The sequence below is a fragment of the Kribbella ginsengisoli genome (assembly GCF_039537185.1).
In the GTDB taxonomy this organism is placed as follows: Bacteria; Actinomycetota; Actinomycetes; order Propionibacteriales; family Kribbellaceae; genus Kribbella; species Kribbella koreensis.
This window is the reverse complement of the sequence record NZ_BAABAA010000003.1, coordinates 87,327-107,882: the sequence shown is the minus strand read 5'-3', so window position 1 is coordinate 107,882 and position 20,556 is coordinate 87,327. Positions and strand designations below refer to the sequence as shown.

The window sequence follows — 20,556 nt, the reverse complement described above, 5'->3', positions numbered from 1 at the left end:
GATGGCGGGGTGGCCGGGTTGTGGGGGTGATGGTGGGCGGCGTGGGGGTTTGGGGAGGAAAACCTTTCAGGGTAAGGGGGTTGGGGAGGGTATTGCTCTCGAATTGGGGTAATTGTCTCCCCGGTTTCCAGATAATCCTCCCCAAGTTGCCGTCGGGGCCCAGTGCCACACCGGCACGAAGGATCGGGCACGGTGAGGTAGGGGGCTGGGGTGGGACGGGGCTGTCGCGCGGGGCCGTGGCCTGATGTGGGCCTTGACGGTTGTCAGTGCATGCACAACTCACTGGGCGAGCGGTTACCCCCGGCGTGGCGGGGTTATTCCTGAGGGTTGTGCGTGCATGGCGGTCCGGGCGCTGGCGTCCGCGCTGTCCCCGCAGGGCCGGCCGTCCCATCTGGGGCCGTAGCGCGGGTCCGCTGGGCGACGGGCGCCGACCTGCTGGACGCAGACCCGCTGGGCGACGGGCGCCGACCTGCTGGACGCCGACCCGCTGGGCGACGGGCGCCGACCTGCTGGACGCAGACCCGCTGGGCGACGGGCGCCGACCTGCTGGACGCCGACCCGCTGGGCGACGGGCGCCGACCTGCTGGACGCCGACCCGCTGGGCGACGGGCGCCGACCTGCTGGACGCCGACCCGCTGGGCGACGGGCGCCGACCCGCCGGACGCCGACTCGCTGGGCGATGGGCGCCGACTCGCTGGGCGGTGGACGCAGACCCGTCGCTCCTTTGTTGCGGTGGTTCTCAGTTGCGTGTCGTCCAGGACACTCATGCAGCCCGGTCGCGGGATCCGCAGTTCCTCAGTTGGGCGACCCCGGATTCGCTGAGCCGACCGCGACCAAGTCGCCGGCAGGCAGGTCGCGTTGGTGGCGGATGGGGGAGAGGAGCAGTATCAGGCCGGCGAGGGGTATGCCGGCTGTTGTGATCCATAGGGCGGTACGGAGGCCCAGTACTTCGCCCAGGGTGCCGCCGAGCAACGCGCCTAAAGGGATCGTGCCGTAGTTGAGGAAGGAGGTGCTGGCGGCGAGGCGGCCGCGGAGTTCGGGTGGGCAGTAGGACTGGTGGAAGGTCTGCTTGATCGTGTTGCCGGCGACCACGCCGACGCCAATGCAGAAGGCGCCGACGGTGTAGAGGGCGAGGCCGGGACCCCTTGTGGTCAAGGGGATCAGCAGGGCGAGGGCCGGCAGGGCCAGCTCGAAGAAGAGGGTTGCGCGGGCGGTACCGATGGCTGTGGCGACCCGGCGGCCGAGGAACGCGCCGGCGACTCCGCCGCTGCTGGCGATCGCGATCAGGGCGCCGACGACGCCGGGGGAGACGCCGACCTCGCGGACGAGGAAGACGACGATGATCGACTGGTATCCCATCAGCGCGAGGTTGGAGACGCCGCCGAAGATGGTGAGCGTACGGAGCCAGACGTCGCCGGCGACGAGTCGCAGGCCGGCCAGCACCTCGGTGGCGAGTGGGGTGTGGGCGACGTCGGGGCGGCGCGGTTCGCGGTACCGGATCGCGGAGATGCAGAGCAATGCGATCAGGAAGGTCGAGGCGTCGACGTACATACCGTTGACGGCGCCGGCTGCCTGCACGATCACGCCACCGCAGCCGACTCCGGCGATCTGTGCGGCCGAGGCGCTGCCGTGGAGTTTGGCGTTGCCCTCGGCCTGATCCGCGTGGGGGATGAGGTTGGGCAGGTAGGCGGTGTAGGCGGTCTGGAAGAAGACGGCGGCCGCGCCGGTCAGTACTGCGATGGCGAGCAGCAACTCGATCGTCAGTACGCCGGTATGCGCGGCGATCGGGATGCTTGCGAAGAGGACCAACGAGGTCGCCGAGCTGATCCGCATGATCGGCCGACGCGACCAGCGATCGACCCAGGCGCCGACCGGCAGCCCGATCAGCAACCACGGAAGCCAGGCGGCCGCACTCAACAGCCCGACCTGGAATGTCGTTGCCTGAAGCACCGAAACCGCAATCAACGGCAACGCCACCGTCGACACCGCACTACCGAACCTATTGACCGTCTCCCCAACCCAGAACCACCGGAAGTCCCGATGCCTGGTCAGCAGGCTGTTCATGCCGGGCGCCGGGGGAAGGACTGGAGCTGGACTATGACTGGGAGGGCGTCATCGCTGGGTGCTGTTTCGGTGTAGCGGTCGATGACCTGGCCGAGTTCTTCGTTGAGGGCGAAGAGTTGTTCGGGGGTGAGCTTGAGGTCGCGCCAGTCGGAGAGGGCGGCGGCGTGTTGCCATTCGCCGGACCAGTTCTCGTCGACGTAGCGGCGTACCCGGTCGTAGTAGCGCTCGACCAGGTCCTCCAGATAGACCTTCAGCGCGCCGCTCGTCTCGGGATCGTCGCGGAAGTCGGCCGGATTGAGGACCGTGCGACCCGGCGGGATCCGCCACCAGCGCTCCCGCTTGGTGCCGCGATCGACCTCCTCCTCGATGTACCCGTGCTCGGCGAGCAGCCGCAGATGCCAGCTGATCGTCCCGGTGCTCTCACCCAGCCGCGCCGACAACCCGGTCGACGTCGCGGCCCCATCCAGCTCGAGCGCCTCGATGATCCGCATCCGCAACGGATGCGCGAGCCCTCGCAGACTCCGCGCGTCGATCCTGCGCATCGGCTTCTCCATACCCGCGACGCTAACATGCAGAGACTTCTCTGCAAAGACTCCTCTGTAAATATTTCTGTCGGTGGCCACTCCTAGGGTCGAAGACATGCGACCTCACGTGGTGGCTCAACTGGCGGTCTCACTCGACGGCGCGACAACCGGCTTCGAGGCCGATCACGCGCGCCTGTATGCCCTGGCGACCCTCTGGCAAGAGGACGTCACCCTCATCGGGGCAGACACCTTGCTCGCCCAAGAGAGCTCAGTCCGTACTGCGCTACGCCCCGGCCCCCGCGACGCCGGCCCACTCCTCGCAGTCGTCGACAGCAGGCACCGAGTCCACAACCTCGAAGCGCTTCGCGAGCTCGGCTACTGGTCCGACGTACTGGCCCTGTACTCCGAGCTGACACCGGCCCGTCGAGCCGACAGCCTGATCCGCGAGCTCGTCACCGGCTACGACCATGTCGACCTGGCCGAGTGCCTCGACCATCTCGGCCGCCGAGGCGCCAAGCTCGTCCGCGTCGACAGCGGTGGCGGGTTGCTCGGGGCAATGATCGACCAAGGCCTCGTCGACGAGCTCTGCCTGCTCGTCCATCCCGTCCTGATCGGCGACGCGCCGCGCTGGCACGACTCCTTCACCCGCCACCTCGACCTCTCACTGGCGAACGTCGAGACCTTCCTCCCCGGCGTCACCTGGCTCCGGTACTGCGTGGCCGAGAGTTCCGTCGAAGTTGGCGAAACTGTCGGTGGCGATGGCTAGTGTGACTAGTAATGAGAAAGCAGCACGAGTGGTACGACGAGCACGACGCCGAGCGCTGGGTCGCGGAGCCGGTCAAGCGGCCGGGCCGGACGGCGTTCGCGCGTGATCGGGCGCGCGTGTTGCACAGTGCCGCCCTGCGCCGGCTGGCGGCCAAGACGCAGGTCGCAACCGCCGGGAGCGACGACTTCGTCCGGAACAGGCTGACCCACAGTCTCGAGGTCGCCCAGATCGGCCGCGAGCTGGCCAGCACGCTCGGCTGCGATCCGGACATCGTCGACGCGGCCTGCCTCGCGCACGACCTCGGCCACCCGCCGTACGGGCACAACGGGGAGCGGGCGCTCGACCAGCTCGCCGAGAAGATCGGCGGATTCGAGGGCAACGCGCAGACGTTGCGGCTGCTGACTCGGCTGGAGTCCAAGACGTTCGACGCGGCCGGTCGAAGCGTCGGGCTGAATCTCAGTCGCGCGACACTCGACGCAGCGACGAAGTACCCGTGGCTGCGGCAGCCGGGGCAACGGAAGTTCGGCGTGTACGACGACGACGCGGCGGTCTTCGACTGGCTGCGACAAGGCGTCGAGGCGGGCGGGTCGACGTCGGTCGCCTTCGCAGCGCCGGCGGCTGACATGCAAGGAACACAACGACGCGATTCTGGCGAAGCCGGCCCGCGATCCGGGCGGGACCCGGGCGGCGAGCGGCGCTGTCTCGAGGCGCAGGTGATGGACTTCGCCGATGACGTGGCGTACTCGGTGCACGATGTCGAGGACGGGATCGTCGCGCACCACATCGACCTCGGCCAGGTGGACGCCGAGCGGGCGCCGTACTGGGAGACCGTCCGGCGGATCTACTTGCCGGAGGCAACCGACGCGGAGCTGGACGACAGCTGGGAGCGACTGACCGCCCTGCCGTACTGGCCGCGCGCTGCTTTCGACGACAGCCGCCGCGCGCTCGGCGGGCTGAAGGACTTGACCAGCCAACTGATCGGCCGGCTCGTCACGGCGGCGGAGCAGGCGACGCATGCCCGATTCGGGCGATCGCGGCTGATCCGCTACGAGGCGGACCTGGTCGTTCCCGACGGCGTACGCACACAGATCGCGTTGCTGAAGAGCATCGGTATGTTCCACGTCCTCAACTCGCCCGAACGCCAAGCCCGCCGCGCCAGCCAACGCGAGCTGCTCACCGAACTGGTCGAGGCCCTCTGGGACTCAGCACCCCGGGACCTGGACGTCGCCTTCGCCGCCGACTTCAAGGACGCCCCCGACGACGACGCCCGCCTCCGCGTCATCATCGACCAGGTCGCCTCCCTGACCGACCCGTCCGCTCTCAGCTGGCACACCAGGTTGGTCGGCCCAAAGCGCTGAGCCGCGCCTCGACGTCAGGACGCCGTGGTGCTCGCGGCCGCAGCCTCTTCCTCTGCCCGGCTGATCCGCGCCCGGACATCACGGAAATGCAGCCGCATCGCATCACGAGCAGCCTTCGAGTCGCGATCACGCAAGGCGTCAACGATCCGCCGATGGTTGGCGATCAGGTCACCGGTGCGGTCGGCCGGCTCGCCGAGCAGATGCTCCACCTCGTGGTACGTGTCCCAGAACAGCCCGATCAACTGCAGCACCAACTCGTTGCCGCAGTTCTCGTAAAGCAATGCATGAAAGGCCCGGTCAGCCCCCGAGTCGTGCGCGATCGCCGTCACCAGCGCCTCCAGCGCCGACAGCTTCGGCTCGCTGGTACGAGCCTTCGCAACCTCGCCGATCAGCCCGGTCTCCAGCAACTCCCGGACCTCCACCAGATCGCGGATCGCCCGGATCCCGTCACTGGACCGCACCCGAAATGCCAGCGAAGTCGTCAACCCGGTCAGCGACGCCTGCCCGACGAAAGTCCCGTACCCGTGCCGGATATCCACGATCCCCAACGCCTGCAGCGCCCGGATCGCCTCCCGCACGCTGTTCCGGCTCGCGCCGAGCAACTCCATCAGCTGCGGCTCGGTCGGCATCGCGGCCCCCGGCGCCAGCCCGCGCTCATGGATCAGCTCGATGATCCGCTCCTCCAGAGCAGCCCCCGCCCGCACCCGCATCGCGCCTCCCGTAGTACGCCGAACCCCGGCCGATTCATCCTATGTCCGGCGCCTGCCGTCACCGCTCACATACCGGACATGTACGCCGACGCGGCTGCCTGACGCGAGCGAGCCCGAAGGCTTAACCTCGGGGACATGACCGACTCGGAACGCATTGTCATCATCGGAGCGAGCCTGGCCGGCGCCAGGGTTGCGGACACCCTGCGCAAGGAGGGCTGGACCGGGCAGATCGTCTTGATCGGCGACGAACCCGAGCTCCCCTACGAACGCCCGCCGCTGTCCAAGACGGTTCTGCTCGGCAAGGAGCAGCCCGAGGTCTCCCAGCTGCACGACCAGGCCTGGTACGACGAACGGAACATCGAACTCCGCCTGGGTGTCGCGGCGACGGCGATCGACACCGCCGCGCACAAGGTCACCTTGGCCGACGGGACCGAGGCCGGATACGACAAGCTGCTGATCGCCACCGGTAGCCGGGTGCGCAAGCTCGACGTACCGGGTGGCGAGCTGATCGGCGTGCATTACCTGCGGACCGTGGCGGAGTCGAAGGCGCTGGCCGAGGCGTACGCCGCGAAGCCGCGGGTGGTCGTCGTCGGCGCCGGATGGATCGGGCTGGAGACCGCCGCGACCGCGCGGGAGCGGGGCTGCGAGGTCACCGTCGTCGAGCCGCAGCCGACAGCCCTCGCCTCCGTGCTGGGTCAGCAGGTCGGCGATCTGTTCGCCGAACTGCACCGCAGCCACGGCGTGGAGTTGCGGTTCGACACCGGCGTCGAGGGTTTCGAGGGCGACGACAAGGTCACCGGCGTTCGGCTCTCGAGCGGTGAGGTACTGCCCGCGGACCTGGTGGTCGTAGGGGTCGGCATCCAGCCCAACACCGAGCTCGCGGAGGCCGCCGGGATCAAGGTGGCGAGCCGCGAAGAAGGGCTGGGCATCCTCACCGGCCCGGACCTGCAGACCTCCGTACCGGGTGTGTACGCCGCCGGCGACGTGGTTCGCTGGGACCACCCGTTCCTGGGCCGGTCGATCCGCGTCGAGCACTGGCAGAACGCGATGGACAGCGGCAAGGCGGCCGCGAAGGCGATGCTCGGTCAGGACGTGTCGCAGGACGCGCTGCCCTACTTCTTCAGCGACCAGTACGACGTCAGCATGGAGTACACGGGCGACGTGCCGCGCGATACGTCGTACCAGGTCGTCCTGCGCGGCGACCCCGCCTCTGGCGCCTACCTGGCGTTCTGGCTGGCCGACGACAACCATGTCCTGGCCGGCCTGCAGATGAACAGCGGCTGGGATGTCATCGACCCCATCAAGGCCCTGATCCGCTCCAAGAAGCCCGTCGACCCGGCGCGCCTCGCGGACACCTCAGTGGAACTCGCCGACATCTGACCGTCCCCCTGCCGCCCGGACCCGCTCAGTCGGGTCCGGCGCGCTGGGGTTGTTCAGTCGATCGGTGATCAGGAAGTCCGGCAGTTCGAACGCCGCGGCATGCTCGTGCTCGGTTAGTACGAAGGTTCCGCCGACCTCGTCCGTCTCCCAGCCGTTGACCAGTGCGTAGTCGACGATCGCCCGGACATCCCCGGACGTCGGATAGGCGGTGTCCGTCGCGCAGGCACCCCACGGCCCGGGTGGTGTGGTGGACAGCAGGTCCACTTGCAGCGTGCGGCTGTTCTTGCCGTTGCCCCAGACCCGCAGCCGAATGACGCGATGGCAGTCGTGCTCCCCGGCCGCATGCGTGATCCGGGCGGTCCAGGCACACCGTCGAGCGCCGATCCGCAGCGTCCGTAGTCTCGTCTTCATCCGGTTCCACCTCACCTCGCAGGCGAGTATCTCTTGGTGGGCCCGCGATCCGAACTGCTTTTCGGGTGGTCGTCGTACCGTCGTTGTACCTCCGTTGTGTCACCGGCTTCCGGTGGACCGTAGACTCGGCGCGTGGCGGGCAGGATCAAGGAAGAGGACATCGCGCTGGTGCGCGAGCGGGCTCGGATCGACGAGATCGTCGGCTCCTACGTGACCCTGAAGAACGCGGGTGGCGGATCGCTCAAGGGGCTGTGCCCGTTCCACGACGAGAAGTCGCCGTCGTTCAACGTCACCCCGGCCCGCGGCTTCTTCTACTGCTTCGGCTGCCAAGAGGGCGGCGACGTGATCGACTTCATCCAGAAGATCGATCAGATCAGCTTCCACGAGGCCGTCGAGACGCTGGCCGCCAAGGTCGGCATCCAGCTCCGGTACGACGAATCCGGCGCGCCGATCCAGCGGTCGCAGAACAACCAGCGGCCGCGGCTCGTCGAGGCACACAAGGTCGCCGCGGAGTACTACGCCGAGCAGCTCTTCACCGCGCCCGAGGCGATGCCCGGGCGGCAGTTCCTCGACAAGCGCGGCTTCGACCGCGACGCTGCGGCGACCTTCGGCGTCGGCTTCTCGCCGCGCGGCGGGGAGTCGCTGGTGGCGCATCTGCGCGGTCGCGGCTTCACCAACACCGAGCTGCTCGCGTCGGGTCTTTGCTCGGACGGTCAGCGCGGGTTGTACGACCGATTCCGGGGCCGGCTGATGTGGCCGATCCGCGACGCCGGCGGGGACGTGATCGGGTTCGGGGCGCGGCGGCTGTTCGACGACGACAAGATCGAGGCGAAGTACCTCAACACGGGTGAGACCGCGATCTACAAGAAGTCGAAGGTCCTGTACGGCGTCGATCTCGCGCGCCGGGAGATCGCGAAGGGCAAGCAGGCGGTCGTCGTCGAGGGGTACACCGACGTGATGGCTTGCCACCTGGCCGGAGTACAGACCGCTGTCGCTACGTGTGGCACGTCGTTCGGTGAGGATCACTCGCGGGTGCTGCGGCAGCTGTTGCTGGATCATGACCAGTTCCGTGGTGAGGTGATCTTCACCTTCGACGGGGACAGCGCGGGGCAGCGGGCTGCGTTGAAGGCCTTCGAGGGTGATCAGGCGTTCGCGTCGCAGACCTATGTGGCGGTGGAGCCGGACGGGCTGGACCCGTGCGATCTGCGGCTGCAGAAGGGCGACGCGGCGGTGCGGGAGCTGATCGGGCGACGGGTGCCGCTGTATCGGTTCGTACTGTCCAACGTGCTGTCGAAGTACGACCTGGATCGGGCGGATACCCGGATCGATGCGCTGCGGGACGCGGCACGGCTTGTGGTGAGCATTCGGGACCGGTCGAAGGTCGATGCGTTCACGCGGGAGCTGGCGGGGCATCTTGGGATGGAGGTGGATCAGGTGCGTACCGAAGTACATCGTGCTGCTTCTCGTCCTGCCCCGGCTCCGGCTGCCGTGGTCGACCGTGGGCCGGTGCAGACGACGAGCGAGGCGCCGGTCGCGCCGCCTCGGGTGGATCTGCCGTCGCCGCGGGACCAGCGGTTCGTGATCGAGTGGGACGTGCTGAAGATCGCGATGCAGTATCCGCACTTGATGGGGACTGCTTTCGACGAGCTGGACGACCAGGACTTCACCCATCCGTGGCTCGCGGCCGTGCGTGGTGCGATGGCCAAGACCGGTGGGCCGGCGAACGCGGCGCCGGGGGAGGCGTGGGTGGTCGCGGTCCGGGAGGCGATGGGGATCGATCCTGCGGCGGCCGTGGTCAGCGCGCTCGCTGTCGATCCGGTACGTCTGGATCGCGACCCGGACGAGATCTACGCGCGGGCGCATCTGGCGCGGCTGCAGGAGCTCACCTGTCTGCGGCGGATCGCCGACCTGAAATCGAAGCTGCAGCGGACGAACCCGATCGATCGGGCCGACGACTACAACCGGATGTTCGGCGAGCTGATCGCTTTGGAGCGGTACCGCGCCGAGCTCCGCGAACAGGCGATCAGCGGCGCGATCTGAGCTTCGTCGGCGGGCTGTTATCCACAGCTTCTGAATTACAAGCCGGTCACCCCCGGTGATCACGGCACTATCCCTAGTGACAGAGGGAGACTGCCATGCCTGACCTGGACTGCGACCCGGCCGACCTGCACGCCTTGATCGCGTACCTCCGCGACATCGGCCGCCACGAACTGCTGACCACCGAGGAGGTCACCGACCACGCCACCTGGATAGAAGCCGGCCTCCTGGCCGCCGACCGCCTGGACCACCTCACGCCCTCGGCCGAGCTGCGCGATGACTTGCAAGCCATCGTCGTGCTGGGAGAGCAGGCGCGCCGGCGCATGATCGAGGGCAATCTGCGCCTCGTGGTGTCGCTCGCAAAGCGATACACGAACAAGGGCATGTCGTTGCTCGACCTGATCCAAGAAGGCAACCTCGGGCTGATGCGCGCGGTGGAACGGTTCGACCACAAACTGGGCCACCGCTTCTCGACGTACGCGATCTGGTGGATCCGGCAAGCCATCGGCCGAGCTATCTCCGACCGCTCCAGACTCGTCCGCATGCCCGCCCAGGCCTACACCGACGCCGGTCGCGTGATCGCCGTCCAACGCGACCTCACCCAACGGCTCGGCCGCGAACCGACGACCGCCGAGGTAGCCGCCGGCGCCTGCCTCACCGTCGCACGCGTGGAGCGCGCGTATGCCTGGAAGGTCCGCCCCGAGGTCCTCGACCTGGAGGAGACCGACCAGTACGTCGACGACGAGGCGATCGTCCTGCAAGCCGCGCTCCGACGTGATCTGCATTACCAACTGGAGTTCCTGGACGACCTGCAACGGGAGGTCCTGACCCTCCGCTTCGGCCTCACCCGCCCAACCGCCGCCTCAGTCGAGGAGACAGCCCTGGCCCTTGGAATCACCCCTGAGGAGGTGCAGACCCTCGAGGCCGAAGCCCTACGCGCCCTCCGCCCCCGCTGTGCCATCGGCCTGCGCGACTACGCCGCCTGATGGGACGGTTCTGTCCGGTGGTTGGAGCGGGCTGCGATCATGGCGGTGTGCTGAGACTTCGTCGTACGTCATGGCCGCGCGAGCTGACCGAAGCGGTTGCAGTCGCCTCCAGGCATTCTCCGGGCGGCAAGGAGGACGTCCTGGCCGCCGTCCAGCTGATCGACGGCAACTGGGTCGCCGGCAGCCGTGCGGCCCTCTACCTGCCGACCGAGACCGAAGGCGCAGTACGCCGCGTCGGCTGGGAAAAGATCGAGCGAGCCGGCTGGGACTCCGAGGAATCAGTCCTGCGCGTCTACGAGACCACCTCCTTCGGTACGCCGCTACGCGCCACCGAACTCAAGGTCGAAGACCCAGGCCGCTTCGGCCAGCTGCTGCGCGAACGCATCGACGCCAGCGTCCTGGTCCAGCGCCACGTCCCACTGGCCGGCAAGAAGGGCGTCCGCGTAGTAGGCCGCCGCAACCCCTCCGACCCCAACGCCCCCGTGAGCTGGAACTTCGTTCTGGACAAGGGATTGGAGCCCACCCAGCCCGGCCTCGTCGACAGCGCCGAAGCCGCCCTGGCTGCAGTCCGGGACGAGTTCGGAGTCTGACCCGGAAGCCACCCCAAATCCCATTTTTGTACTTCGTCCCAGTCCTGCTAACCTACTCAAGTCCTCGGGATCGAGCACAAAGAAGCACCACGATCCCGCGTAGCTCAATTGGCAGAGCAGCCGGCTGTTAACCGGCAGGTTACTGGTTCGAGTCCAGTCGCGGGAGCAACAATCAAAGGCCGGTTCCACACCAGGAACCGGCCTTCCGCATGTCTGGCCCGCGCTGATCTCAGCGCCGCTTGTTCTCCTTACGCCGCTCGATCGCCCGCTGAATCCGCTGCGGCGGCTGCCCGGTCAGCTTCGCGATCAACGGCACCCGGAACTTGTAAGCCGCCACCGCAGCCACCACAACCACCAGCAAGATGAAAAAGCCCATCGAACTTCCTTCCATCGGACCTAGCCCCCATCATCCCGCACCCCCACCCCAAAACCCCTCCGTCATCCCCCTGACCCACCCCTGGAATCCGATACCATCACCACGCACGGGGGCGGTAGCTCAGCCGGTTAGAGCAAGGGACTCATAATCCCTGGGTCGTGGGTTCGAGTCCCACCCGCCCCACCAGCACCACCCACTCAGAGCACCCTCCCACCCAAAGACCCCACGCGCCCTCCGCCGCAGGCTCCTGCGTCGCCCGCGGCTTCGGTCGCTCCCGCCCGCCCGTTTCTTGCCGCTTCTCCGTCGCGGTGACTACGGGACGGTCTGGTACCTCGCGATACCGGCTCACCCCATCGGGTTCGCTGCGCGTCAGCGTGCACTCGGGCTGGGATCCCTTGAACAACAAGCGGTTCGACATGGCAACGGTCGCCCTGCTCATCGAGCGGTGCTTCGATGTGGCCGATGTTGACGGGCAAACGAATCTCGGAACCACAAGCCGCAAGGCCCAGGCAGCCGTTCGTTAGGTGTCCTTGTGCTGGTTGACGTAGGTGAGGTCGACGTCGCCTTGCCATGACTCGCCGTCGGCATTGCTCGGTTCCTCGATCTGTTGCTAGCTCTGACCCACCACACCGCGGCGGCGGAGGAGGTCGGGAAAGTGTCGGTGAAGGGTAGACATCCGATCTCGGATTCGGCATTCTCGCTCGGAAGTCTGGGATCTGTGCAGAAATGGGCAGATTCACCCGATCTCCTGGAGAGGCCGCCATGCCTGAGTTGAGTCGTCGTGCTGTTCTTGCTGCTGGTGGTCTGGCGAGCGCGGCCTGGGCGGGTGGGGTGGGCGTGGCGTCGGCTCGACCGGTGTTGCCGACGGTTCGGCCGGGGCGGCTCGAGTACGACGGGCCGGCTCGGGCGTGGGAGTCGGGGGCGCTGCCGATCGGCAACGGCCGGCTGGGAGCGATGCTCTTCGGGGGCGTCGGCCGCGATCGCGTCCAGTTGAGCGAACAGAGCTTGTGGGGTGGCGTCAACGACTACGACAACGGTCTGGCCGGAGTCGGCGACGACGCGTTCGACACGTCGATGAGCGGCTTCGGCTCGTACCGGAACTTCGGTGACCTGTACGTCGAGCTGGGCGGTGGAGTCACCGAGCTGACCGCGCCGGGCGGGCCGTACGAGACGTCCGCCGCCGAGACGGTGCAGCAGACGATCGACGGCCGGAAGGAGACCAAATGGTGCGTGATCTCACCGCCGGCGACGGTGGTCTGGCAGTTGGCGTTGCGGTCGGCGGCCAGCGTCAGCGGCTACAGCCTGACGAGTGCGAACGACGTCCCGGAACGGGACCCGCAGGCATGGGTGCTCGAGGGATCGAACGACGGCCGGGTCTGGACAGTGCTGGATCGGCAGCAGTTGGCTGGTCCGTTCGGCGCGCGGCTGGAGACCAGACACTTCGGCGTCGCGGCCCCCGCGTCATACCGGCTCTACCGTTTCACGTTCACACCGGTCGCCGGGGTAAGCCACTTCCAGGTCGCTGAGATCGCACTTGACGGTGTGGATCCGCACGACACGCCGCACGTCACGCAGTACCGGCGTTCGCTGGATCTGGTGAGTGGTGTGCACAGCACCGAGTACGTCGACGAGCGTGGTGTGCGGTTCCGCAGTACTGCGTTTGCCGGTGATGTACTCGTGCTGCGGTACGTCGGGCAGCTGTCGGGCCGGGTGACGTTGCTGGCCGGGCAAGGCGCGCGAACGACCGCGGACCGGACGACGCTGAGATTCAGTGGTGCCATGGGCAACGGACTGCGGTACGCCTGCGAGGTGCGCGTCGTACCGCGGGGCGGGTCGGTGACGACAGATGGCACCTCGATCGAAGTACAGGACTGCCGGGAGCTGGTGCTCTACGTGGACGGCCGCACCGACTACGCGATGTCCGCGGCGAACGGGTGGCGTGGGAGCGCCCCAGGACCTGCGGTGCAGCAGTCCGTTGCGACTGCTGTCCGGCGAGGCGCGGATGCCCTGTTGAGCAAGCATCAGGAGGACTTCAGTGCGCGGATGAACCGCGTCGCCGTGGACTGGGGGACCACGTCTGCCGACATCGCCGCACTTCCGACAGACCAGCGACTCGCCCGGTACGCCGACGGTGCGGCAGATCCCTCACTCGAGCAGACTCTGTTCACCTACAGCCGCTATCTGCTGACCTCCTCGTCGCGGCCGGACGGACTGCCGGCGAATCTGCAGGGACTGTGGAACGACCAGGACCAGCCTGCGTGGGCGTCGGACTATCACACGAACATCAATGTGCAGATGAACTACTGGGGTGCGGAGACGACGGATCTGCCGGATTCGCATCAAGCCCTCACCCGCTTCATCGGTCAGGTCGCGGTTCCGAGCCGAGTCGCCACCAGACATGCGTTCGGCGCGAACACCCGGGGGTGGACGGCCCGAACCAGCCAGAGTGTGTTCGGCGGCAACGCCTGGGAATGGAACACGGTCGCGAGTGCCTGGTACGCGCAGCATCTCTGGGAGCACTTCGCCTTCACCCAGGATCTCGATTATCTGCGCAAGGACGCCTATCCGCTGATCAAGGAGATCTGCGAATTCTGGGAGGACCGGCTGGTCGAGAACGCCGACGGCCGGCTGGTCTCGCCCGACGGGTGGTCGCCGGAGCACGGCCCGCGTGAGGACGGCGTGATGTACGACCAGCAGATCATCTGGGATCTGTTCCAGAACTACATCGACGCCGCGGGAGTTCTGGGTGCCGATGGGCAGTATCGCCGGACGGTCACGGACCTGCAGGCCCGGCTGGCGCCCAACAAGGTCGGCCGCTGGGGGCAGCTTCAGGAATGGCAGACCGACCGTGACGATCCGGCCGATATCCACCGGCACACCTCCCACCTGTTCGCTGTCTACCCAGGTCGGCAGATCACGCCGGCCGGTACGCCGGAGCTCGCCGCGGCGGCCCTGGTGTCGCTGAAGGCGCGCTGCGGTGAGAAGGAAGGTGAGCCGTTCACCGCGGCCACGGTGTCCGGGGACAGCCGTCGTTCGTGGACCTGGCCGTGGCGATGTGCGCTGTTCGCACGGCTTGGGGACGGTGAGCGTGCGGCGATCATGCTCCGTGGGTTGCTGGCCTTCAACACCCTCCAGAACCTGTTCGCGACCCATCCTCCGTTCCAGATCGACGGCAACCTCGGCGTGTCCGGTGCGATGACGGAGATGCTGCTGCAGAGCCACACTGGCGAGATCTCGCTCCTGCCCGCACTGCCGGCCTCGTGGGCCGACGGGTCGTTCCGCGGCCTTCGTGCCCGCGGTGGCTATCGGGTCGACTGCAGGTGGGCCGGAGGCAGGGTTCAGTCGTTCCGGATCACGGCCGACCGTGCAGCCTCGCGCAGTCCCGTCCAGGTACGAGTGAACGGGACGGTCCGGACCGTCCGCCCGGAGGCGCCCTGACCGGCAAGCGGCGGACGATGAGGAGGCGGCCCGGCCCGGACTGTTGTGTTCGGCACGCGGGCGCCGACCTCACTGGGTCAGGGCGGTGAGTCGCTGCTGGTGCGCGTTTCTTCGGCGTTCGGCCGAAGCGGCGGCGCGGGTGGCTTTGTCGAGTGCGCGTTCCAGTTTTGAGGTTTCGCGCTGGGTGGACTGCAGTTGCTGCCTGGTGTGGTCGAGTTCGTCGGTCAGCCGTTGGAGCGTGGCTTGGAGGTCTGCGACGTGGTGCTGGTTGGCGTCGAGCGCGGCTTCGGCTTCGGAGCGCTTCTGTTCGGCTTCGCGGTAGTCGTTCTCGACCTCGTTCGCGCGAGTTTGCAGTTCTGCCCGGCGGCGCTGCAGCGCATGCTCGGCTCCGGAGTGGTCTGGGCCGGCCTCTGTCCGGGCGGTCCTCGTCTTCTTGGCCGGCGTGCTGCGTACGGCGCGGGGCTTCGTTGGAGGGAGTTTGGCCGGCTGGCCGGTTTCGTCGATGACGCCGAAGCCGATGTGTCGTAGAGCGCTCGTCAGCTGGCCGCTGCGGAGGAGTTGAGCCGAACCGGGATCGACGAGCGCTGCGTCGAGGGTCTCGGTGAGGCGGTCGGCGACCGTAGGGGTCACGGTCCGGCCCAACTGTTTGGCCTCCCTTCGGGCGGAAGCGACCAGTTGTCTGACCAGGGCATGTCGTTTCCGGGTCAGAGCGCGCAGCCGGGGGCCGTCCGCGGACAGGTGGGCAGCACGCAGTTCCTCGCCGAGTTCGGTGAGGTCGTTGACTCCGTCGGGGTCGGTCCGGACGAGCAGATTGGCCAGCCATGCCGCTCGTGTCGGCTTCTGCAGCGCCCTGATCGCGGCCGCGGTCGTGGCGTCGGCGCTCTTGGCCAGCCGGCTGCGCGCAGGGGTGAACTCTTCTGGTGTCAGGCCGTACAGCTCGACGGCTACCCGAGTCAGGTCCACCTCTCCAGGGTGACGCCGCAGCCACCGGCAGTCCAGAGGTGGGGGTGTCGTTTCTACATTTCAATCGAACATATGTTCGGATCGATGCCCTGGGTGTTACGCGCGCGACTGAGCTCAGGTCAGCCGCTGTTGATTGAGAGGGCGAGGCGGCGGAGCTCGTCGACTCGGATGGGCAGTTGGTTCAGCAGTTGCTCGATGCTCGACTCGATTGCGTGGTTGTCGCCCATCCACCAGGTGGGTGGGTTTCGGTTGAGGGAGACGAGGACCCGGTCGTACAGGACTTGTAGGTCGTGTCTGAGCACGCTGATGAAGAGGTCCGGGCCGGGCCAGGAGATGTCGCCGCCTGCGGCCGTGTAGGCAGTGAGGATTCGGGTGAGCTGAGCTGGGTCGCCGGCGGCGAAGATGTGGGCGACCCGGCCGGCTTCGAGGGCGGCGCTGTCGATGCGGACGCTGTCCCAGTCGATCAGAACCGGGCCGGTGGGGGTCATCAGCAGGTTGTGGGTCTTGAAGTCGCCATGGGTCGTCACTGGGTCGGGCGCGACTTCGCAGAGCTCGGCTATCCGGTTCGACAGGTCAAGTACACCGGCCAGGCGCTCCCGGGCGAGCGACGACCAAGGGCGATCGAGGTGCTGGGCTTCGTCGATCCATTCTTCCCAGTACGTTCGGGGCCAGACCGGACCTCGCCACCAGTCCGGAAGGCCGACGCCGACCATCGGTTCCAGTTGGTGGATCCGCGCCATCGTCCGGCCGATCCAGTCGGTGAGGTCGTCGTCGGGGCGCAGTGGGCGGTGGTCGATCCACCGGTAGACCCGGAAGAGGCGATCGTTGATTCGGGCAACCGAATCCAGCCATGGATCGACCGGTGAGATCGGCTCCGGCATGGCGATGCCGGCTTCGAGGGCGCGGCGCTCGAAAGCCATCGCCGCGGAAAGCTGATCGGGCACCCCACCAGGTGTGAACTGCAGGCCCAGCCCGTCCCAGGCGCCCTTCACGAAGTAGCTGCCCCGATCCGTGTCGAGTCGCCAAGCCTCTGTCGAACCCCGCCTGACGAGCACCAGGTCCGTCAGCGTCCGCCCGAGATCGAAGGCTCGCGCGACGACCTCCGGCCCGGGCGTGTCCACAATTCGCCAACGGCCGCCATCCCCGCCGAGTTCCGATCGGACCCGCCGGTTGGCGTTCCGCGCACGGACGACACGCGACGCAAGGGCCTTGTTCACCTGCCAGAATGTCTCCATGGGAACCACCTCGTACGTCGGCGTAGCGGTGACCGCCCTGACGATCGTCGGTGTGCTCTTGTACGGCTGGCAACGCTCCCGCGACCGCCACCGTCGCCAGCCGGTGCAGGTGGTGAGTGGTTGGGAGGAGTCGGCCAGGAGCGAGATGGCTGAGGTACACGCGACGTACGGGCAGCGCCTGGAGCTGCCTGGGCGGCGTCCCGACGTACTCGGGCTGGCGATCACCGTGGGGTTGTTGCTGTTCCTGCTGGCCGAGGCGTTGCCGAACGGACTGACCGGCCCACAAGGCTTCTGGATCGGCGCGGGCGGCCTCGTCGCTCTCGTCGTCCTGGTTCTGCTCGTCGCCGTCACGGTGGACAACCGCAACAGCCGCTCGCCGGAGCGCGACGAAAAGCTGGAAGACTTCGTGTTCACCCGGCTGGCCGATCAGGTCGTGGGTTTCCGGAACGACCTCACCGATGACGGCGTCGACAGCCTGGTGGACCTGCTGCTGAGATGGGACTCCGTTCCGCCGGAGGACCGGCAGCGGGGGATGAAGCAACTGCTGGGGAGTACTGAATTCTGGACCCCCGATCAGGTCGCCCGGCTGATGTCGGAGATCGCCATCGCTACGAGGTCGCAGCGGGTTCTGTTGTCGTACCTGGTCGGGGACCGCCCGTGATCGACGACCTCGAGACACTGCTCAAACAGGCCTCGAACCCGGCCGACATGGCCGTTGTGCTGCTGGCGGGAACGGCTGGGTTCGTCGCCGAGGCCGGGCTGAGTCTGGTCGGCTTCATGTCTCCCGGCGTCGTGGGCATCACTGCGGCGACCGGTGCGCTCGGCGTCAAGCGAAGTATCGATGCGTGGCAATTGAGGCGGCGACGGATCAGAGCCGAACACCTGTACTCCCAAGACATCATGCGGCGGATCGACACGATTCGGCTGATGCTGCGAGCGGCGTATGTGCCCGCTGAGGTCGAGAGCCGTCTGGACCGCGAGGTGGAGCTGTACACGGCCGGAGTGACCTCGATCGAGGACCTGCACGAAGCGGTACAGCAAACGGTCGAGTACCTCCGCCGAGGTGAGGCACCGAGGGAGCCTGTACCCCTGTCAGGCCCCGCCCGGTTGCGACGCCGCCGGCTTCGTGAACCGGACTGAGGTCCTTGCGCTAGGGGGCTTCCCGCCAAGCGTGTTCGGCGAAGCTGAAGAGGCGGTGGGGGGTCATGCGGAGCCAGGCTGTTGCCCAGTCGAGGGTGCCGCCTTTGTTGCGTTGGTTGGTGAGGGCGATGACTTCGGGAGGGGCTTCGGTGAGGACCTCGGCGGGGCCTTCGGTGAGGACGGCGGCGTGGGTTTCGTGTTCGCCTTCCAGGACTGAGAGGGCCAGCCAGGGATTGGCTTGTACGTTGCGGACGCGGATCGCGTTGCCCAGGGTGGGGAGCCAGAAGGACTCTGCATAGGTCGTGAAGAGCGTCGGGGCGGCGTGGGCCCGGCCGTCGGCTCGGGTGGTGGAGGCGAGCGCATAGCTCCGGCGGTCCAGATAGACAGCCAGTTGCGCCCCGGTCAGCCGTCGTTCCGGTGGGTATGCCGTGCGTACGGCCCCGCCTTTGCTGAACGACGCGTCCTGCAGATCTCCCAGCCAGGTCACCAGATTCGGATCATCCACGGGTCGGATCCTATGGGGCCACGTACTGGTCGGGTAGGGATGGCCAGCGTTGGGAGGCCCAGGTCGACCAGGTTGGGTAGCCGGAGGGGGCGGGCGGGAGGTCGGTACCCAGAAGCTCTTCGTCGTCCGGCGTCTCGAACAGGGTGCTCCAGTGCTCGAGCTCTGCGTCGGTCATCTGGAACGTCTGGTCGGGGGTGGTGGCGAAGCGGTGGGTTACGCGGCGGCGTTGTTCGGTGGGGGTTATCGGGAGGTAGATGACTTGGCTGTGGGCGCCGACGGTGGAGGCGATCCAGCGGAGGGAGGAGCGCTCGGCTTGGCTCCAGAAGCCGAAGTCGAGGACGACGTCGGTGCCGAGTTGGGCGGCTCGCATGGCTAGCTGGATGAGTTTGCCTTCGACCAGGTCGCGTTTGTCTTCTGGGTTCTCGTCGCCGAAGAGGGCGATCTGCCATTCGTCGGGGGTGAGGCGCAGGGCCGGGGCGGTGAGTTCCAGGTGTCTGGCGTGGGTTGTTTTGCCGGCGCCTGGGAGGCCGACGATCAGGTAGACGGTTGCGGGCATGCAGTCAGGTGTACCAGCGACGGCCTTCTCCGGTGAGGACGCGGCCGAAGGCGAGCTCGGGGAAGTGGGCGCCGACGCCGACGGTTCGTGGGTCTTCGAGTTCGCGGAACAGGCGGTCGCGGACCGTCTGGGCGAGCGCGGGGTCGACGTCGCCCAGCGAGCTCCAGGTCGGCTCGTCGAGCTGGACCGGGCAGATGATCGCGTCGCCGAGGAGCAGGGCGCGCCGGTCGCCGGACGAGATGATGACGCAGAGATGGCCGGGCGTATGGCCTGCGGTCATGATCAGGGTGAGGCCGGGCGCGATGGTGGTGTCCTGGGTGAGCAGGTTGAGGTGGTCGCCGGTTTCGGCGGCGGTACGGAGGCCTTGCCGGAGGTGCTCGGCCATGCGGGCCTGCGGGCCGTCGACGAAATGGGTCCAGTCGGCGGTACCGAACCAGATGGTGGCGTTCGGGAAGACCGGTACTGCGTCGAAGTCGAAAAGCCAGCCGCAGTGGTCCGAATGCAGATGCGTGCAGACGACGTCGGTGATGTCGGCGGGCGCGACCCCGATCGCTCGCAGGCCGAGCGGGAGTTGGCCACCGACCAGGAGCCGGCGCGGGTCCGTGTCGTTCAGCGCAGGACCCATGCCGGCGTCGACGAGGATCACGCGTTCGCCGGTACGGACCAGGAACGACCCGATGGGCAACCAGGCCATTCCGTCCCGCTGCTGGAAGAGGTCCTCGTGCCCGTCGGGTCGAACATGCTCACCGAAGTACGCCGGTGAGGCGCGGAAGGTTCCGTCGGTGAGCGGGTGGATGTCGATGTCACCGATCCGCATGCTGATCCCTCACCTCATCGCCGGGGATGCGCCTCATCCCACGGTAGGGCGTCCGCCGGGCAGCTGGCAGAGTGCCGCAGGGTCAGCGGGGTTGGGCTGTTCGGTAGGTGAGTAGGCCTTCCACTCCTTGGAGGAAGGTGTTGCAGACCTCGGTGGGGTTGCCGAGGCAGCCGGCGGACATGGCTCCGTCTCGGAGCATGATGAAGTGGCGCGCTGGGGGGTGGGGGTCGGCGTCGCCCAGGTCGGTGAAGAGAGTCGCGATGGTGGTGGCGAACCAGGCGCGGTGGGTCAGGACTGCTTGGTGGACGGGGTGGTCGGGGTCTGGGTATTCGGCGGCGGCGTTGAGGAAGGCGCAGCCGCGGAAGCCGTCGGAGGTGATGGTGGTGGTGATTGATTTGGCTACGGCGCGGATGCTGTCGGCGGCTGAGTCGGCGCCGGCGATGGCCTGGTTGAGCTGGTCGCGCTCGAGTTGAGCCGCGCCCTCCAGGTAGGCGACGACCAGTTCTTCCTTGCCGGTGAAGTGGCGGTAGAGGGTCGCGCGGGTGACCGAGGCCTCGGCGACGATGCGATCGATGCCGACGGAGTGGATGCCCTCGGTGTAGAAGACCCGCGTCGCGGTGTCGAGCAGGCGCAGACGTGCTTCGGAAACCTTCACCATCTGACCGAGCGTAGCAGATAGGTAGAACGTTCTGTCTTGACA

The 20,556-nt window shown here is 67.6% G+C and carries 20 protein-coding genes and 2 tRNA genes; 11 read left to right on the top strand and 11 right to left on the bottom strand.

Annotation, left to right across the window (positions count from 1 at the left end; all coding sequences use genetic code 11):
• Positions 1 to 795: 795 nt before the first annotated feature.
• Positions 796 to 2,064: an MFS transporter gene (locus ABD768_RS14185; RefSeq protein WP_344840865.1), complete on the bottom strand. Its 1,269-nt coding sequence runs from the start codon at positions 2,062 to 2,064 to the stop codon at positions 796 to 798.
• Positions 2,061 to 2,618 (bottom strand): helix-turn-helix domain-containing protein, encoded by a 558-nt coding sequence (locus ABD768_RS14180; protein ID WP_344840862.1) that lies wholly within the window; start codon positions 2,616 to 2,618, stop codon positions 2,061 to 2,063. Before ABD768_RS14180 ends, ABD768_RS14185 begins: the two co-directional genes overlap by 4 nt.
• 85 nt (positions 2,619 to 2,703) lie before the next feature.
• Between ABD768_RS14180 and ABD768_RS14175 the strand changes: the two genes are divergently transcribed.
• Together ABD768_RS14175 and ABD768_RS14170 are read left to right on the top strand one after the other, a co-directional pair.
• On the top strand, positions 2,704 to 3,354 hold the full coding sequence (locus tag ABD768_RS14175; protein ID WP_344840861.1) for a RibD family protein: 651 nt from the start codon (positions 2,704 to 2,706) through the stop codon (positions 3,352 to 3,354).
• A gap of 11 nt (positions 3,355 to 3,365) precedes the next feature.
• On the top strand, positions 3,366 to 4,712 hold the full coding sequence (locus tag ABD768_RS14170) for a deoxyguanosinetriphosphate triphosphohydrolase family protein (RefSeq protein ID WP_344840859.1): 1,347 nt from the start codon (positions 3,366 to 3,368) through the stop codon (positions 4,710 to 4,712).
• Positions 4,713 to 4,726: 14 nt separating this feature from the next.
• Here ABD768_RS14170 and ABD768_RS14165 read toward each other — a convergent pair whose 3' ends face one another.
• A complete protein-coding gene (locus ABD768_RS14165; RefSeq protein WP_344840857.1) occupies positions 4,727 to 5,422 on the bottom strand; it encodes a FadR/GntR family transcriptional regulator in 696 nt (231 codons plus the stop codon).
• Between the two features lie 135 nt (positions 5,423 to 5,557).
• On the opposite strand from ABD768_RS14165, the gene ABD768_RS14160 reads away from it, so the two are divergent.
• Positions 5,558 to 6,802 carry an NAD(P)/FAD-dependent oxidoreductase gene (locus tag ABD768_RS14160; RefSeq protein ID WP_344840855.1) on the top strand — a complete coding sequence of 415 codons (1,245 nt, stop codon included), beginning with the start codon at positions 5,558 to 5,560 and terminating at the stop codon, positions 6,800 to 6,802.
• Here the strand turns inward: ABD768_RS14160 and ABD768_RS14155 are convergent.
• Positions 6,779 to 7,213, bottom strand: coding sequence for a hypothetical protein (locus ABD768_RS14155; RefSeq protein WP_344840853.1), 435 nt, complete (start codon positions 7,211 to 7,213; stop codon positions 6,779 to 6,781). The genes ABD768_RS14160 and ABD768_RS14155 overlap by 24 nt on opposite strands.
• 132 nt (positions 7,214 to 7,345) lie before the next feature.
• On the opposite strand from ABD768_RS14155, the gene dnaG reads away from it, so the two are divergent.
• The 4 genes from dnaG (at position 7,346) to ABD768_RS14135 (ending at position 10,992) form a co-directional block, all read left to right on the top strand.
• Positions 7,346 to 9,253: a DNA primase gene (dnaG, locus tag ABD768_RS14150; protein ID WP_343977091.1), complete on the top strand. Its 1,908-nt coding sequence runs from the start codon at positions 7,346 to 7,348 to the stop codon at positions 9,251 to 9,253.
• Positions 9,254 to 9,348: 95 nt separating this feature from the next.
• Entirely contained in the window at positions 9,349 to 10,236 is an 888-nt protein-coding gene (locus ABD768_RS14145; protein ID WP_344840851.1) for a sigma-70 family RNA polymerase sigma factor, read from the top strand.
• Positions 10,237 to 10,283: 47 nt separating this feature from the next.
• On the top strand, positions 10,284 to 10,826 hold the full coding sequence (locus ABD768_RS14140) for a hypothetical protein (RefSeq protein ID WP_343977097.1): 543 nt from the start codon (positions 10,284 to 10,286) through the stop codon (positions 10,824 to 10,826).
• Positions 10,827 to 10,919: 93 nt separating this feature from the next.
• Positions 10,920 to 10,992, top strand: a tRNA-Asn gene (locus ABD768_RS14135).
• Between the two features lie 63 nt (positions 10,993 to 11,055).
• Here ABD768_RS14135 and ABD768_RS14130 read toward each other — a convergent pair.
• A complete protein-coding gene (locus ABD768_RS14130; protein ID WP_344840849.1) occupies positions 11,056 to 11,202 on the bottom strand; it encodes a hypothetical protein in 147 nt (48 codons plus the stop codon).
• A gap of 109 nt (positions 11,203 to 11,311) precedes the next feature.
• Between ABD768_RS14130 and ABD768_RS14125 the strand changes: the two genes are divergently transcribed.
• Together ABD768_RS14125 and ABD768_RS14120 are read left to right on the top strand one after the other, a co-directional pair.
• Positions 11,312 to 11,388: transfer RNA gene (locus tag ABD768_RS14125), tRNA-Ile, on the top strand.
• Positions 11,389 to 11,964: 576 nt separating this feature from the next.
• A complete protein-coding gene (locus ABD768_RS14120; RefSeq protein ID WP_344840847.1) occupies positions 11,965 to 14,640 on the top strand; it encodes a glycosyl hydrolase family 95 catalytic domain-containing protein in 2,676 nt (891 codons plus the stop codon).
• A 69-nt stretch (positions 14,641 to 14,709) separates the two neighbouring features.
• Here the strand turns inward: ABD768_RS14120 and ABD768_RS14115 are convergent, their stop codons facing one another.
• Together ABD768_RS14115 and ABD768_RS14110 are read right to left on the bottom strand one after the other, a co-directional pair.
• Positions 14,710 to 15,603 (bottom strand): hypothetical protein, encoded by an 894-nt coding sequence (locus tag ABD768_RS14115; RefSeq protein WP_344840845.1) that lies wholly within the window; start codon positions 15,601 to 15,603, stop codon positions 14,710 to 14,712.
• A gap of 119 nt (positions 15,604 to 15,722) precedes the next feature.
• Positions 15,723 to 16,838, bottom strand: a complete 1,116-nt coding sequence (locus ABD768_RS14110) for a phosphotransferase enzyme family protein (protein WP_344840843.1) — start codon at positions 16,836 to 16,838, stop codon at positions 15,723 to 15,725.
• Between ABD768_RS14110 and ABD768_RS14105 the strand changes: the two genes are divergently transcribed.
• Together ABD768_RS14105 and ABD768_RS14100 are read left to right on the top strand one after the other, a co-directional pair.
• Positions 16,837 to 17,499, top strand: a complete 663-nt coding sequence (locus ABD768_RS14105) for a hypothetical protein (RefSeq protein WP_344840841.1) — start codon at positions 16,837 to 16,839, stop codon at positions 17,497 to 17,499. The genes ABD768_RS14110 and ABD768_RS14105 overlap by 2 nt on opposite strands.
• Positions 17,496 to 17,978 carry a hypothetical protein gene (locus ABD768_RS14100; protein WP_343977115.1) on the top strand — a complete coding sequence of 161 codons (483 nt, stop codon included), beginning with the start codon at positions 17,496 to 17,498 and terminating at the stop codon, positions 17,976 to 17,978. Before ABD768_RS14105 ends, ABD768_RS14100 begins: the two co-directional genes overlap by 4 nt.
• A 10-nt stretch (positions 17,979 to 17,988) precedes the next feature.
• Here ABD768_RS14100 and ABD768_RS14095 read toward each other — a convergent pair whose 3' ends face one another.
• The 4 genes from ABD768_RS14095 to ABD768_RS14080 form a co-directional block, all read right to left on the bottom strand.
• Positions 17,989 to 18,483: a pyridoxamine 5'-phosphate oxidase family protein gene (locus ABD768_RS14095; RefSeq protein WP_344840838.1), complete on the bottom strand. Its 495-nt coding sequence runs from the start codon at positions 18,481 to 18,483 to the stop codon at positions 17,989 to 17,991.
• A 10-nt stretch (positions 18,484 to 18,493) separates the two neighbouring features.
• The gene (locus ABD768_RS14090; protein ID WP_344840836.1) at positions 18,494 to 19,039 is read right to left on the bottom strand and encodes a P-loop nucleotide/nucleoside kinase family protein; all 546 of its coding nucleotides are present in this window, start codon (positions 19,037 to 19,039) and stop codon (positions 18,494 to 18,496) included.
• 4 nt (positions 19,040 to 19,043) lie between these two features.
• Positions 19,044 to 19,856, bottom strand: coding sequence for an MBL fold metallo-hydrolase (locus ABD768_RS14085; RefSeq protein ID WP_344840834.1), 813 nt, complete (start codon positions 19,854 to 19,856; stop codon positions 19,044 to 19,046).
• A gap of 82 nt (positions 19,857 to 19,938) precedes the next feature.
• Complete coding sequence (locus ABD768_RS14080; protein ID WP_344840832.1) at positions 19,939 to 20,514, bottom strand: TetR/AcrR family transcriptional regulator; 576 nt, start codon at positions 20,512 to 20,514, stop codon at positions 19,939 to 19,941.
• Positions 20,515 to 20,556 lie beyond the last annotated feature (42 nt).

Coding starts and splice junctions, on each gene's coding strand:
- ABD768_RS14110 (WP_344840843.1), bottom strand. CDS start 16,838: ATGGAGACATTCTGGCAGGTGAACAAGGCCCTTGCGTCGCGTGTCGTC.
- ABD768_RS14165 (WP_344840857.1), bottom strand. CDS start 5,422: ATGCGGGTGCGGGCGGGGGCTGCTCTGGAGGAGCGGATCATCGAGCTG.
- ABD768_RS14170 (WP_344840859.1), top strand. CDS start 3,366: ATGAGAAAGCAGCACGAGTGGTACGACGAGCACGACGCCGAGCGCTGG.
- ABD768_RS14155 (WP_344840853.1), bottom strand. CDS start 7,213: ATGAAGACGAGACTACGGACGCTGCGGATCGGCGCTCGACGGTGTGCC.
- ABD768_RS14145 (WP_344840851.1), top strand. CDS start 9,349: ATGCCTGACCTGGACTGCGACCCGGCCGACCTGCACGCCTTGATCGCG.
- ABD768_RS14085 (WP_344840834.1), bottom strand. CDS start 19,856: ATGCGGATCGGTGACATCGACATCCACCCGCTCACCGACGGAACCTTC.
- ABD768_RS14130 (WP_344840849.1), bottom strand. CDS start 11,202: ATGGGCTTTTTCATCTTGCTGGTGGTTGTGGTGGCTGCGGTGGCGGCT.
- ABD768_RS14160 (WP_344840855.1), top strand. CDS start 5,558: ATGACCGACTCGGAACGCATTGTCATCATCGGAGCGAGCCTGGCCGGC.
- ABD768_RS14180 (WP_344840862.1), bottom strand. CDS start 2,618: ATGGAGAAGCCGATGCGCAGGATCGACGCGCGGAGTCTGCGAGGGCTC.
- ABD768_RS14185 (WP_344840865.1), bottom strand. CDS start 2,064: ATGAACAGCCTGCTGACCAGGCATCGGGACTTCCGGTGGTTCTGGGTT.
- ABD768_RS14080 (WP_344840832.1), bottom strand. CDS start 20,514: ATGGTGAAGGTTTCCGAAGCACGTCTGCGCCTGCTCGACACCGCGACG.
- ABD768_RS14120 (WP_344840847.1), top strand. CDS start 11,965: ATGCCTGAGTTGAGTCGTCGTGCTGTTCTTGCTGCTGGTGGTCTGGCG.
- ABD768_RS14090 (WP_344840836.1), bottom strand. CDS start 19,039: ATGCCCGCAACCGTCTACCTGATCGTCGGCCTCCCAGGCGCCGGCAAA.
- ABD768_RS14175 (WP_344840861.1), top strand. CDS start 2,704: ATGCGACCTCACGTGGTGGCTCAACTGGCGGTCTCACTCGACGGCGCG.
- ABD768_RS14105 (WP_344840841.1), top strand. CDS start 16,837: ATGGGAACCACCTCGTACGTCGGCGTAGCGGTGACCGCCCTGACGATC.